The 13,345-nt window shown below is 72.2% G+C and carries 9 protein-coding genes; 6 read left to right on the plus strand and 3 right to left on the minus strand.

Annotated elements, in window-relative coordinates; all coding sequences use genetic code 11:
- Positions 1-22: 22 nt before the first annotated feature.
- Positions 23-886 (plus strand): LysR family transcriptional regulator, encoded by an 864-nt coding sequence (locus ACFYPJ_RS22445; protein ID WP_389019856.1) that lies wholly within the window; start codon positions 23-25, stop codon positions 884-886.
- A 22-nt stretch (positions 887-908) separates the two neighbouring features.
- Here ACFYPJ_RS22445 and ACFYPJ_RS22450 read toward each other — a convergent pair whose 3' ends face one another.
- A complete protein-coding gene (locus ACFYPJ_RS22450) occupies positions 909-1,610 on the minus strand; it encodes a hypothetical protein (RefSeq protein WP_389019859.1) in 702 nt (233 codons plus the stop codon).
- A gap of 71 nt (positions 1,611-1,681) precedes the next feature.
- Positions 1,682-1,999 carry a hypothetical protein gene (locus ACFYPJ_RS22455; RefSeq protein ID WP_389019861.1) on the minus strand — a complete coding sequence of 106 codons (318 nt, stop codon included), beginning with the start codon at positions 1,997-1,999 and terminating at the stop codon, positions 1,682-1,684.
- Between the two features lie 152 nt (positions 2,000-2,151).
- Between ACFYPJ_RS22455 and ACFYPJ_RS22460 the strand changes: the two genes are divergently transcribed.
- Together ACFYPJ_RS22460 and ACFYPJ_RS22465 are read left to right on the plus strand one after the other, a co-directional pair.
- Entirely contained in the window at positions 2,152-3,045 is an 894-nt protein-coding gene (locus tag ACFYPJ_RS22460) for a serine/threonine-protein kinase (protein ID WP_389019864.1), read from the plus strand.
- A gap of 63 nt (positions 3,046-3,108) precedes the next feature.
- Entirely contained in the window at positions 3,109-6,633 is a 3,525-nt protein-coding gene (locus tag ACFYPJ_RS22465; protein ID WP_389019867.1) for a protein kinase, read from the plus strand.
- Positions 6,634-6,707: 74 nt separating this feature from the next.
- Here the strand turns inward: ACFYPJ_RS22465 and ACFYPJ_RS22470 are convergent, their stop codons facing one another.
- Entirely contained in the window at positions 6,708-7,313 is a 606-nt protein-coding gene (locus ACFYPJ_RS22470; RefSeq protein ID WP_389019870.1) for a class I SAM-dependent methyltransferase, read from the minus strand.
- Between ACFYPJ_RS22470 and ACFYPJ_RS22475 the strand changes: the two genes are divergently transcribed.
- From ACFYPJ_RS22475 to ACFYPJ_RS22485, 3 genes are all read left to right on the plus strand, one after another.
- Positions 7,312-7,458, plus strand: a complete 147-nt coding sequence (locus tag ACFYPJ_RS22475) for a hypothetical protein (RefSeq protein ID WP_389019872.1) — start codon at positions 7,312-7,314, stop codon at positions 7,456-7,458. The genes ACFYPJ_RS22470 and ACFYPJ_RS22475 overlap by 2 nt on opposite strands.
- An 865-nt stretch (positions 7,459-8,323) precedes the next feature.
- Complete coding sequence (locus ACFYPJ_RS22480) at positions 8,324-9,565, plus strand: tellurite resistance/C4-dicarboxylate transporter family protein (protein ID WP_389019875.1); 1,242 nt, start codon at positions 8,324-8,326, stop codon at positions 9,563-9,565.
- A gap of 65 nt (positions 9,566-9,630) precedes the next feature.
- Entirely contained in the window at positions 9,631-13,344 is a 3,714-nt protein-coding gene (locus ACFYPJ_RS22485; protein WP_389019878.1) for a nitrate reductase subunit alpha, read from the plus strand.
- Position 13,345: the final 1 nt, after the last annotated feature.

Here is a 13,345-nt window from a genome sequence, read left to right on the forward strand (position 1 = left end):
TATGCGGCGATAACCTGGAGGCATGATCGAGCTGGAGACCCGGGAGCTGGAGTACTTCATCGCCGTCGCCGACGAGCTGCACTTCGGCCGGGCCGCCGTCCGGCTGTCGATCGCCCAGCCTGCGTTGTCGAAGGCGATCCGGCGGATCGAGACCAGGCTCGGCGTCCAGTTGTTCATCCGCTCCAGCCGGCACGTCGCACTCACCCCGGCCGGGAAGGCGTTGCAGGAACACGGGCGGCACGCGCTCAACGCGGTCAGCGTCGCCGTCCGGGAAGCCCGGCGGGCCGGTGACGTCCAGGCCCACCTGCGGCTCGTCCTCAAGCCCGGCGGCGACGCCGGACTGCTGTCCGGGATCCTGGCCGAGTACGCCCGCCTGCCCGACGCCCGCCGGGTGGACATCCTGTTCAGCGGCCCCGCCGACCGCACCGACTTCCTGCGCGACGGCCGGGCCGACGTCGGCCTGCTCTACATACCCTTCGACGATCTCGACGGCCTGGCCCACGAGACGCTGCACGCCGAGGACCGCGTGGTCATCGTTCCGTCCGGGCACCGGCTGGCCGGACGGACCTCGGTGCTCATGTCCGACCTCCAGGGTGAGACGCTGCCCCGCGGAAAAGGGATTCCCGAGGGCGACGGCACCGGTCCCGAGGTCGCCGACGTGACCCAGATGCTCCAGATGATCGCGGTCAGCCGGATGATCGGGGTGCTGCCCCGTTCACTGGTCCAAGCGGTCCCGGCCGGTCTGGTGTGCCTCCCGGTGACCGACGCGCCGCCCAGCCGGCTGGTGCTGGCCTGGAACGAGCAGGACCGCCGGCCGGTGGTCGCGTCGTTCGTGGCCGCCGCGCTCAACGCGCGCCGAGGCGGGAACAGCGGCCTTCGAGGCTGAGGTTCAGCGGCCCCCGGCGCGCTCAGGCGGTGATCGAGTCCGTGCCCGTACGGCTCTGGGACGGTGTCCTGGCGGTCGGCTGCGCCGGTTCCCTGATCTCCTCGGCGAGCGCGGCCACGGCGCTCTGCAGCACTTCGGGACCGACCATGTTGATCAGGAGGAGACCCAGCGCGTAGGACTTCTGAGTGTCCGTCATCTCGCTGCTGACCAACGCTTCGACGGCCACTGCGAGGTCGCGTTGTTCCTGCTCGGGCAGGTTCTGCAGCAAGGCGAGACAGAAGGCCGGCAGCGCGACGCGGGCCTTGTCGAAGCGGACCCCGCGCATGATGCGGGTGACCTGCTGGGAGCGGTCCTTGGCCCGCATCCGGTCCACGCCCCGGTCGGCCACGCCCAGCAGCATGGCGAGGATGAGGTTGGGGCCGACGCCGACTTCCTGGTCGCCGACCCGGACCGTGAACAACGAGCTGCGGAACAGGGCGAGGGCGGCCAGCCCGGAGACGAGCACCTGGAGCGCTGCCGCCTGGTCGGCGGACGCGGTCCCGAACCGCCAGCCGAAGACATGGACGACCCACAGGACCCCGCTGCTCGCCGCCGCGTTGAGCAGTACGTAGAGCCACGCGCTGGCGACGCCCAGCAGGGCCGACGGGCGGTCGCGGTAGCGCGACGCCAGTTCCGCCCCTCCCACCAGCGCACCCAGCGCGCCCGCCGCCACGAAGTCCTGCATCTGGCGCCCCTCTCACCTGTCGCGTACTCGAACGGGTGCTGCGTTGTGCGGACGGCCGTCGGTCCCGGGTGCTACAGCTGCGTCAGCAACTCCCGGCCCTTCCCGGTGAGTTCCATCGTGTCGTCGGTGCCGTCCTGGCCGACCGTCACCAACTCCAGGCGCGCCAGCAGCGATACGGCTTCCGCGATCTGGAGCGTCGTGAGGCCGAGGTCGCTGCCCACCCGGCCGACCTGCGCGTGCACCTTTCCGAGCAGGGCGCGAAGAACCGACGTCGCGACGGGAGGCAGCGGCTGGGTGGACGGTCCTTGGTCCGGCCCCGGTGACGGGGACGGTCGGTTGGTCGCGTTGAGGAAGGTACTGAACGGATCCGCCGAGTGCTCCTTGGACATTCCTGGTCCTCCCTGACCCGCTGCGCCCGAGTACCCCTCTCCATGCGGGATTTGTTCGTGAATGGGCCCGCCCCGGAAGAGGGTCCCCCTACTATACGAGTCGGCGCGGATCACGGTGTTGGTTCCGATTCGCGTGGAGAAGGAGAGCGCCGATGGACCTGACCAGCCAGCCGTTCGTCCTCGACAGGTGGGCGATCGGCCGGCCGCTGGACCGCGGCGGGGCGGGCACGGTGTACGAGGCCGTCGACCGGGTGAGCGGCGAGCGGTGCGCCGTGAAGGTGCTGCCGTCCGGCGGTGACACGTCGTCGGCTCCGCCCGGGGCGGACCCGCGCGTCCTGCGGGAACTGCGCACCGCGCAGGCCCTCGTGCACCCGCATGTGGTGCGCACGTCGGCCACCGGCTACGCCGACGGCCGGTACTTCCTCGTCATGGAGTTGTGCGAGCCCGGCAGTCTGCATCACCTCGTGCGACGTCAGGGGCCGCTGGCGGCGGAGACGGCCGTCGGACTGTTCCTCGATGTGCTCGACGGCTTGCGGTACGCGCACTCGGCACCGGTGGACGCCGTGGACGCCCAGGGGCGGGAGGTGCAGGTCACCGGCGTCGTGCACCGTGACATCAAGCCGCAGAACCTCCTGCTGGCGGGCGGGAGCGGGGGCCTCCAGGTGAAGATCGCCGATTTCGGCCTGGCCAAGTCGTACGAGTTGGCCGGCGCGAGCGGAGTGACCCGCACCGGTGCGTCGGCGGGGACACCCGCGTTCATGCCCCGGCAGCAGGTGGCCAACTTCAAGTACGCGCGACCCGACGTGGACGTGTGGGCGGTCGCGGCGTCGCTGTACTTCGTCCTGAGCGGGCATGTCCCAAGGGATTTCGCGCCAGGTCGCGACCCGTGGCTGACCGCGTGGAACACCTCGCCGGTGCCGCTGGCCGCACGGGGGCGGAACGTACCGCCGCGACTGGCCGCCGTGGTGGACGAGGCCCTGCAAGACACCCCGCGCATCCGTTTCCCCACCGCCGCCGCGCTCGGCGCGGCGCTGGCGGCGGTGTAGGCGGGCCCCGGACCACCCGCGGCAGCCGCCCTCCCCGCCGTTCCCCACCCGGAAGGATTCGCCATGCCGACGCACAGTTCACGTTCCGGACGGCCGTCCGGGCCCGCCCGCGCGGGCGGTGCCGCACCGTGGCAGGAGGGGACGACGGTCCTCGGGGAGTTCGTCGTCCAACGCCGGCTCGGCCACGGCGGGTTCGGCGACGTGGTCCTGGTGGTGAGCCGGCGTACCGGGGAGCACTACGCGGTCAAGCGCGTGCGCCGTGACGATCCGGTGGAACAGGGACGCTTCCTCACCGAGGCGCAGCGCTGGATCGGCCTGCCGCCCCACCCGTACATCGCGCCGTGCCACTTCACCCGCACCGTCGGCAACGGGATGGCGGTGTTCAGCGAATACGTCAGCGGAGGGTCCCTGGCCGAATGGATCGCGGACGGCCGCCTCTACGCCGGCGGCCCACGGCAGACGCTGCGCACCGTGCTCCGCGTCGCCGTGGAAGCCGCCTGGGGTCTGGACGCCGCGCATGCCCATGGCCTGCTCCACCTCGACACCAAGCCGGGCAACGTGCTCCTCACCGAGCGGGCCACCGCCAGGATCACCGATTTCGGACTGGCGGCGATCACCGAGCGCGACGCTCAGGACGTCATCGGCACCGAGTTCGTCGTGCAGGCCCTCGCACGGCCCGGCGACGGTATCGACGACGCCGCCGGCGAACTCCTCGCGTCGGTGTTTCGGCAGATGATGGCGGACTCCCCGGAGAAGCAGCCTCCGGCGCTGCGGGCCGTCGCCCAGGGCGTCACGCCCGGTTACGCCTCCCCCGAGCAGGCGGAGGGCCGGTCGCTGGGCCGGCCGGCCGACGTGTGGAGCTGGGCGGTGACCGTCCTGGAGATGTTCACCGGCGGGCGCACCTGGCCCTCGGGAACCGTCGCCGGGGCCGCGCTGGAGACGTTCCTGCAAGGGGAGAACGACAGCGGCGGACCGGTCGCCATGCCGGGCGGGGTGGCCGGCCTCCTGCGTTCCTGCTTCCGGCCGGACCCGGCCGACCGCCCGGGGTCCCTGCGAGAGGTGGCCGACCACCTGACGCGGACGGCGGCGCGGGAGTGCGGCATCACGCTCGACGGCGAACCGCTTCCGTCCCGGCCGTCGACGGGCGGCGGCGCACACCCCGCCGCCCGGGGTGGATATGTGCGCCGGCTGCCCGGCGGGGCGTCCTGGCGGGATCCGCGTGAGCTGCTCGGCAAGGCGTACCGGGCGGCCGGCCTGGACCCGGGGGACGCCGTCCGTTTCTGGCCGAGCGGCCGGGGCAGCCGGGCCTCGCAGACCATGGAGGACCTGCGGGCGCTGACCGAGGCGGCTCGCGTCCTGGACACCGTGGACACTCCCGACTCGGCCCATCTGCGGGCCCTGATCACGGCGGAGTCGGCCCGGGTCCGCCATGGTCTGGGCGATCTGCCCGGGGCCGTGCTGGCCTACCGGGCGAGCGCCCGGGCCCTGGAGGCCCTCGATTCGGCGGACGCCCGCGCCCTGCGGCTCTCGGTGCTCCACTCCCTGGCGATCGTCGTGCGCCTGTCGGGTTCCCCCGCCGAGTCCATCGAGATCTGTGACCTGATCCTCGACTCGGCCGCCACGATGGAGGATTCGTCCGAGACGGCGAGGATCCGGGGCATGGCCCTCGGTACGAAGGCCAACGCCGTGGCCGATCCGGGCGAGCGGCTGAGGCTGTTCGAGCGTGCCGTCGCCGAGATGCGCACCGCGGGCGACGACGAGGGCCTGGCCATGGCGCTGGCCAACCGGGCCGGGGCGCTGGAGCCGGCGGGTCGGCACACCGAGGCGGCCGCCTCGTGGAGCGCGGCCGACGAGCTGATCGAGGCCGCCGTCTCCCCCGGCCGGCCCGACCTCGACGCGGTCCGGGCGCGGCTCCGTCTCAACCGGGCCGGCGCCGAGAGGAACCCGCGGGACAAGGCGGCGTATGCCCAGGAAGCGGTCGAGCGGTACGCGCCCCTGGTCCACGAGCAGGGCCACCACGACCTCGCCGGGGAGCTGGGGCACGCCCTGTTCCTGACCGGGCAGTGCCATGAGCATGCTGACCGCCCTCAGGAGGCGCTCGCGGCCTACCGGTCGGCCCGCCTCGTGCTGGAGGAGGCCGTACTGCGCGACGGCCGGATGGAGTACGCCCGTCAGCTGGCCAAGGCCCACGACCACGAATCGACCCTCGCCCGGGGGCTGGAGGACCCTCGAAGCGCCATCGCTCTGGCCCGGCGGGCGGTCGAGGTCTGGGACCGGGTCAGTGCCGCCGACGGTGAGCGGAGCTGCGTCATCGAACGGGCCGACGCCCGGCAGAAACTCGCCACCGCCCTCCTGGAGGCGGGCGACACGGCGGCTGCCGCCGAGGAGTTCGACGAGGCGCAGCGCATCCTCGACGCGGCCCCCGGGCAGGACGCGGACACCCACCTGGTCGGGTCGTTGATCGGCAACGGGCGAGCGGTGCTGCACCGCCGGAGCGGGGCCCCCGACGTCGCGTGCCGACAAGCGCGGGCCGCGCTGGACCTGCTGGGTGCGTCGACCCGGCCGCAGGACGACAGGTCCCGGGTGGGCTGCCTGCAGACGCTGAACGCCGCGCTCGGCAACCTGGGCGAGCACGAAGAGGCGCTGGCGGTCGCCGGGACCATCGCCGGCGTGGTCGAATCCCTCTTCCGGCGGGGCGACGGCTCGCTCCGGGACCTCGCCGACGCCCGCCAGCGCCAGGCCAACGGCCTGGTCCGCCTCGGCCACGTCACCGAAGCGCTGCCCCTCGCGTCCCGGGCGCTGGAGGACTACCAGCGTCTGATCGACGGCGGGCGCACCGACCTCGTGGCCGAGGCGACGCGGCTGCGCGGGGCGCTGTCCGTCGCGCTGCACCGGTCCGGGGACCTCGACGGCGCGGCGGAGGCCCTGGCGAGTGCCCGGCGGCAGTTCGCCGAGCAGAACGACTACCGCTGGCAGGGTCTCCTGGATCCCGACGCCGCGAAGATCCCCGCCGCCCTGGGCACCGACGCCCATTCGCTCATGCTGCGGGGTCTGGACCTGCGGCTCGCGGATCTGGCGGAGGTCCGGACCGTCAAGCGGAGGCACCTGCGCCGGCTGCTCGCCTCGTTCGCCCGGCGCCGCGACGAACTGATGTCGGGAAACCGGCCGTCCCTGGAGCCGGAGCAGGTGTCCCAGGCGCTGGAGGACATGTGCGGCAGCCTGCTGTGGCTGGCCGGGCAGCACCCGCGGGACGAGGTGTACGAGGCGTGCGCCCGGACGGCGATGCTGCTGGGTGTCTCCTCGATGAACTGCCGACGCGACGGTGCGGCTTCCCGCGGATTCCGGCTGGCCGTCGACCACGGGCGCGTCCTCGTGCTGCAACGGGGCCGCACCGCGCACCTCGACACCTGGGCCAGTGCCCATCTGGCGCTGGCCTCCCATCTGGCCACGCGGGGCGACGACGCGGGCTGCGCCCGTACCGTCCGCGAGATGGAAGAACACCTCGCCGTACTCGCCCCGGCCCAGGCCGCCGCATGGTCGGCACACGCCCGGCAGGTCCTCGCGTCGTTCAGGGGGTTGCAGGGCTGAGCGGGCGGGCGAGGTCCGCTGCCGTTCGGCAGCGCCCTGAAGGGACCGCGGTGGTCAAGGTGTTCCGCGGGTCCTCACCGGCGGTGGACATTGACGGCATAGCCACCGTCGTCGTAAGGGTCGGCGTCCCAGGTGGCGAAGCGGTCGACGAGGGTGAGACCGGCCGCGGTGCAGCAGTCGTCGTACTCCGACAGCGTGATGCCGGGCGGCACCGGCAGGTGGGCCTCGTCCAGGCCGAAGCCGGCGACCAGCAGACCTCCCGGGCGCAGGGCCGCGGCCAGGCGCTCGACCACCGTCGCCTCGGTGCCGGCGCTGAGCAGCGGGAAGATGTTTCCGGCGGCGACCACGAGATCGAAGTCCGCCGCGATGCCGAGCCCCGCCGGCACGAACTCCGCCAGGTCGGCCTGGAACCAGGGCAGTTCCGGCGCCTGCTGCCGCGCCACCGCCAGCATCGACGCGTCAAGGTCCACACCGACGCAGTCGTACCCGAGTTCCGCGAGCCGGATCATGACCCGTCCGGTACCGCACCCGGCGTCCAGCACCCGTGCTCCGACGGGTACGAGCGCCGCGCAGAACCGCGCTTCACCGTGCATGTCCTTCCCGCTGCGGGCCAGGGCCGCGAACCGTGCGGCGTAGTCCTGCCCGGTTGTCCCCCCGGTCAATTCCTGCCAACGGCTCATGAGGCCCATTGTAGGTCGGCCTGTGCCGCTCGCGGGTACGGCCGGGTGCGCGGCCGGGCAGGCGTTCCTGGACCACCTGGACCTGCGCGCGAATCGGCCCCCGCGCGACATCGCTGCCGTCGAGTGCGACGGGGACGACCGGTGACGGTCGCGATCGCCGGGACTACTTGCAGTAACTCGCCGGGCTCTTCGATGAATTACGCCGAAAACGTCGTGGACCTGGTGGGCGACACGCCGCCGGTGAAGTTGAACACGGTCGCCGAGGGGCCCCGGCACTGACAGGCTTTGCGTGTCCCGGGCGGCGGAACTTGTGGGGGCGAAGCTTCGTACCCGTCGCCCGGAACCGTGGCGTCGAGGGTCAATTCGAGTGCGCTGCCCGCCAATGGCACAGCCGATTCGACGGGGAATGATGAACCGTCCGTGCCGGGCCGATGGACGGGCTGTTTCCAGCAGTCGTCAGGCAGGGCAGCCGAGGCCGTGACCGTGCGCCGCACGGAAACGGCGGGGCCACCTCCGCCAACGGCGACTCATGCGCATGGGCCGGGTCCTCGCCACCACGGCCGTCGGCGTCACGCTCTCAGTCGGCGCTCTGGCCCGGCCGGCGGGGATAGGACGGCGTGGTCGTTGGGGCGGAGTTCCAGGAAAGCAGCACGCCCCCGGAAGGGGTGAATTCGACCGCGATGCACGCGGCGAGGATCGCCAGATGGTGCGGAGCCGCCACCGGGACGTGGGGCGCGCGACATTTCTCGTTCTCTTCCGGAGGGACGGCTCGCGTCGGGGTTGCCGGAGAAGATCGGACGCGGGGGCCCGCGCGCGTCGCTTCCGTACCCGCTCGACGGCCGCACTGCGAACCACCGAAGAATACGAAAGAACGACCACGGCATACGCCAATTGCATAGTGCCGCCCCAGCAGTGGGCGTGAACTCGCTTTTCTTTCGGCCCTGTCACCGGCCGCCGAGTATTTCACCGGCCCGCTCCGCCTCAAGGAAATGTAAAATCAAACGGGGTGAATGCGCCGTGCCCTGGCCGAAAAAGAACGCAACGCCAGGCCGGCGGCCATTGCCGAAAGCAACGCTGCTGCCGTGGACCGGACCGTGACCGAAGAAATCAGAAGGCTGGCGCGCGCGGCTGCGACCCGGTGCCGCACCGCCATACACGATGCGCCGCCCGCCGGCTTCGCACCGGTGATGGCCACCGGGATCGTGTCCCGGGCAGCCGGGCTGCTCGGCTCGGACCGGCTGTCGGGCGTGCTGTTCGCGCTGGCCGCCGCTGTGTACGCCGTATGGGCAGGCGCTCTGCTGCTCCGGCTGGTGGGCCGTCGCGGCCGGCCGGCGGGCAAGCCCGCGGATCCGGCCCGGGTGTTCGGGTTCTTCACCTTCGTGGCTGCCTCCGACGTGCTCGCCACCCGGCTCACCGGCCGGCCCTGGGCCGCGCCGGCGCTGGTCGCGCTGGCCCTTCCGGCCTGGCTGCTGGTGTCCGGGCGGGTGGTGGTCACGCTGCGCCGGGCCGGCCCGCAGGCCGCGTCGCGGCGGGCCGACGGGACGTGGTTCCTGGTCGTCGTCGGCCTTCAGTCGCTGGTCCTGGCAGCGGCCGGGCTGTCCGGCACCGGCCTGGCGCACCGGGGGGAACTGGTCGGCTGGCTGGTCGGCCTGACGCTGTACGGGCTGGTCACGGCGGTCGTCGGCCGACGGCTGCTGCGGTACGGCGTCGCGCCGCGGGAGCTGACCCCGGTCTACTGGGTGTCGATGGGCGCCGGCGCGATCAGTGTGCTCGCCGGTTGTCAGGTGCTGCCGTACGACGGCCCCGTTCTGCGTGGCGTCAGCGTGGTCCTGCTGGACCTGGTCTGGGGCTGGGCCACGCTGCTGCTCCCGGTGCTGGTGGCGGCCGGGCTGTGGCGGCACGGGCGGCACCGGGTCCCGCTGCGGCCCGAGCCGGTCTGGTGGACCGCGGTGTTCCCGATCGGGATGTACGCGGTGGCGACCGCGGCCCTCGGCGCTGCCGAGCACCGCACGGCGCTCGCCTCGCTCGGCCGGGCCGTCGCGGTGTGTGCGCTCGTGGCCTGGGCGCTGACGGCCACCGGGGTGTTTCTTCGGCCATTCCTTTCGGCCGGCACCCGGGACAACCAGGATCCGATCTTTTTCCCAGGTCATCGCCCAGGTAAGGGGCGGCTGTCGCAAAGCACACGGAAAGACCGGCCCTGCAGATATCAAACGACCGAAAGGTGCGAGGGGTCTCGGCGGGCGCCGGAATGATGCTGTGCGCAAACGGAATCGGCCGACCCGCTCGGGCACGGCCCCGTGGAGAGGAGCCGACTGTGATGCGTCGCAGGGCACGAGGGGAGTCCGACCGCGCGGCGGACGCGGTGACCCGACGCCTGTTGGCAGCGGGGGCGGCACTACGGCGAGCGGACACGACACCGGACCTGCGGGCGGTCTACGACATCGGGAGTACGGTCAACGACGCGCCCTACCGGGACCGTTGGGCCCACGACAAGGTCGTGCGCTCCACCCACGGGGTGAACTGCACCGGATCCTGCTCCTGGCAGGTGTACGTCAAGGACGGTCTGATCACCTGGGAGACGCAGGCGACGGACTATCCCACGACCGGCCCCGACCGGCCCGAGTACGAGCCCCGCGGCTGTCCGCGCGGGGCTTCCTTCTCCTGGTACACCTACTCGCCGACCCGGATCCGCTACCCGCATGCCCGGGGTGTGCTGGTGGAGCTGTACCGCGAGGCCAAGACGCGTCTCGGCGACCCGGTGGCGGCCTGGGCCGAGATCACCACGGACCCGCAGAAGCGGGCTCGTTACCAGGGCGCGCGCGGCAAGGGCGGGCTCGTGCGGATTGGCTGGGAGGAGGCGCTGGAGATCGCGGCCGCCGCCCATGTGCACACCCTGCGCGAGCACGGACCGGACCGGATCGCCGGCTTCTCCCCGATCCCCGCCATGTCGATGGCCTCGCACGCGGTCGGCGCCCGGTTCATGTCGCTGATCGGCGCCCCGATGCTCACCTTCTACGACTGGTACGCGGACCTGCCCGTGGCCTCGCCGCAGGTCTTCGGGGACCAGACGGACGTTCCGGAGTCGGGCGACTGGTGGGACGCCGCGTACCTCATGCTCTGGGGTTCCAATGTGCCCGTCACCCGGACGCCCGACGCCCATTGGATGGCGGAGGCCCGCTACCGCGGCCAGAAGGTCGTGGTGGTCTCACCGGACTACGCGGACGCCACCAAGTTCGCCGACGAGTGGCTGCACCCGCACCCCGGCACGGACGGTGCGGTGGCCATGGCGATGGGGCACGTGATCCTCAAGGAGTTCTTCGTCGAACGGCAGGTGCCGTACTTCACCGACTACGTCAAGCGCTTCACCGACCTGCCGTTCCTGGTGGAGCTGACGGAGCGGGAAGTCGGCGGCCGGCTCGTACCGGGCAAGTTCGTGACCGCCGCCGACCTCGGTCTCGGCCTGCACGCCGACGAGGAGTCCAGGCGCTGGATGCCGGTGCTGCTGGACGAGGAGACGGATTCGGTGGTGGTACCGGGTGGCACCCTGGGCGACCGGTGGAGCAAGGGCGGCGAAGGCCGCTGGAACCTCGACCTGTCCGGGATCTCCCCACGGCTCAGCCTGTACGAGGGGGCGGGCACCCGGTCCGCCGAGGTCGAACTGCCCTGTTTCGAGGAGGCCGGCGCCACGCTCCGGCGCGCGGTCCCGGTCCGCACCGTCGGCGGAAAACTCGTCACCACGGTCTTCGACCTGATGCTGGCCCGCTACGGGGTGGGCCGCGCCGGCCTGTCGGGGCTGTGGCCGGCGGAGTACACGGACGCCTCGGTACCCGGCACCCCCGCCTGGCAGGAGGTGCACACCTCGGTGCCGGCGGCAGCGGTGGTGCGCGCCGCCCGGGAGTTCGCCGGCACCGCGGAGCGGACCGAGGGCCGCTGCATGATCGTGATGGGCGCCGGCACCAACCACTGGTTCCACTCCGACACCATCTACCGCTCGTTCCTCTCCCTGCTGCTGCTCACCGGCTGCCAGGGGGTCAACGGCGGCGGCTGGGCGCACTACGTCGGGCAGGAGAAGGTCCGTCCGTTCACCGGCTGGCAGCAGCTCGCCACCGCCGCCGACTGGGTCCGGCCCGCCCGGATGATGGCCGCGACGCCTTACTGGTACCTGCACACCGACCAGTGGCGCTACGAGACCTACGGCGCCGACGCACTGGCCTCGCCCACCGGTCAGGGGCTGTTCACCGGCCGGCACACCGCGGACCTCGTCGCCCAGTCCATGCGGCTGGGCTGGATGCCCTCGTACCCCACCTTCCGTGACAACCCGCTCGATCTCGGCGACCGTGTGCGCGCCAGCGGCAAGGACGCCGGTGAGTGGGTCTGCGACCGGTTCCAGGACGGCGCGGTGGAGTTCGCCTGCGAGGATCCCGACGCGCCGGAGAACTGGCCGCGGGTGCTCACGGTGTGGCGGGCCAACCTCATCGGTTCCTCGGCCAAGGGCAACGAGTACTTCCTGCGGCATCTGCTCGGCGCCCGGGACAATGCCTCGGCCGCCGAGGCCGGTCCCGCCGGGCGTCCCTCCGACGTCGCCTGGCGGGAGGAAGCGCCGCGCGGCAAGCTCGACCTGCTGCTGGCACTGGACTTCCGGATGACGTCCACCACCCTCTTCGCCGACCTCGTGCTGCCCGCCGCCACCTGGTACGAGAAGCACGACCTGTCCAGCACGGACATGCACCCCTTCGTACACGCCTTCTCACCGGCCATCAGCCCGCCCTGGCAGGCCCGTACCGACTTCGACATCTTCCACGGGCTGGCACGCAAGCTCTCCGAACTCGCCGTCGGCCGGCTCGGCACCCGGTACGACCTGGTAGCCACCGCGCTGATGCACGACACCCCCGGTGAGGTGGCGCAGCCGGGCGGCACCGTGCCCGACTGGAAGGACGGCACGACGACCGCGGTGTCCGGCCGCAACCTGCCCCGGTTCTCCCTCGTCGAACGCGACTACACCGCAGTCGCCGACCGGCTCGCCGCCTTCGGCCCGCTCGCGCTGGAGGCCGGTATGCAGGTCAAGGGCGTCACCGTGGTGCCGGCCGCGGAGGACGGCTGGCTCGCCGCCCGCTCCGGCACCGCGGACCACGGCCCGGCCGCGGGCAGGCCGCTGCTGGACACGGACGTGAAGTTCTGCGAAGCGATCCTCGCCCTGTCCGGCACCACCAACGGCCGCCTCGCCGAAGAGGGCTTCGAGCGGCTGGCCGAGCGTGTCGGAGCCGACAGCGGTCTCACCGGGCTCGGTGCTTCGGTCGCCGAGCGCCGGGTCGTCTTCAGCGATACCCAGGCACGGCCGGTCCAGGTCGGCGCCAGCTTCGAATGGTCCGGCAAGGAGGGCCCGGAACGCCGTTACTCCCCCTTCACGATCAACACCGAGCACCGCAAGCCCTGGCACACCCTCACCGGCCGGCAGCACTTCTACCTCGACCACGACTGGATGGCCGAACTCGGCGAGCAACTTCCCGTCTACCGGCCCCCGTTGGACCTCACCGCCCTCGGCGAGCACACCCCGGCGGAGCCCGGGGAGGGCCGCTCGGTGACCGTCCGTTACCTCACCCCGCACGCCAAGTGGTCCATCCACTCCGAGTACCAGGAGAACCTGCTCATGCAGACCCTGGCCCGCGGCGGCCCGGTCATCTGGATGAGCGTCGAGGACGCCGCGGCGATCACGGTCGCGGACAACGACTGGGTCGAGGCGGTCAACGCCAACGGGGTCGTCGTCGCCCGTGCCGTCGTCTCGCACCGCATGCCCGCCGGCACGGTCTTCATGTACCACGTGCAGGAACGCATGGTGAACGTGCCCAAGTCGCAGACGACCGGCGGCCGCGGCGGCGTGCACAACGCGCTGACGAAACTGCTGATCAAGCCCACCCACCTCATCGGCGGTTACGCGCAGCTCTCCTTCTCCCCCAACTACTACGGGCCCACCGGCAACCAGCGGGACTCGCTGACCATGATCCGGCGGCGCTCCCAGAACGTGGAGTACTGAC

The organism is Streptomyces sp. NPDC006012 (assembly GCF_042871185.1).
Lineage (GTDB): Bacteria > Actinomycetota > Actinomycetes > Streptomycetales > Streptomycetaceae > Streptomyces.

Bases quoted from the DNA above. Each gene is read 5' to 3' on its own strand.
- ACFYPJ_RS22445 (WP_389019856.1), top strand. From the start codon at position 23: ATGATCGAGCTGGAGACCCGGGAGCTGGAGTACTTCATCGCCGTCGCC.
- ACFYPJ_RS22450 (WP_389019859.1), bottom strand. From the start codon at position 1,610: ATGCAGGACTTCGTGGCGGCGGGCGCGCTGGGTGCGCTGGTGGGAGGG.
- ACFYPJ_RS22460 (WP_389019864.1), top strand. From the start codon at position 2,152: ATGGACCTGACCAGCCAGCCGTTCGTCCTCGACAGGTGGGCGATCGGC.
- ACFYPJ_RS22465 (WP_389019867.1), top strand. From the start codon at position 3,109: ATGCCGACGCACAGTTCACGTTCCGGACGGCCGTCCGGGCCCGCCCGC.
- ACFYPJ_RS22485 (WP_389019878.1), top strand. From the start codon at position 9,631: ATGCGTCGCAGGGCACGAGGGGAGTCCGACCGCGCGGCGGACGCGGTG.
- ACFYPJ_RS22455 (WP_389019861.1), bottom strand. From the start codon at position 1,999: ATGTCCAAGGAGCACTCGGCGGATCCGTTCAGTACCTTCCTCAACGCG.
- ACFYPJ_RS22480 (WP_389019875.1), top strand. From the start codon at position 8,324: ATGCGCCGTGCCCTGGCCGAAAAAGAACGCAACGCCAGGCCGGCGGCC.
- ACFYPJ_RS22470 (WP_389019870.1), bottom strand. From the start codon at position 7,313: ATGAGCCGTTGGCAGGAATTGACCGGGGGGACAACCGGGCAGGACTAC.
- ACFYPJ_RS22475 (WP_389019872.1), top strand. From the start codon at position 7,312: ATGAGGCCCATTGTAGGTCGGCCTGTGCCGCTCGCGGGTACGGCCGGG.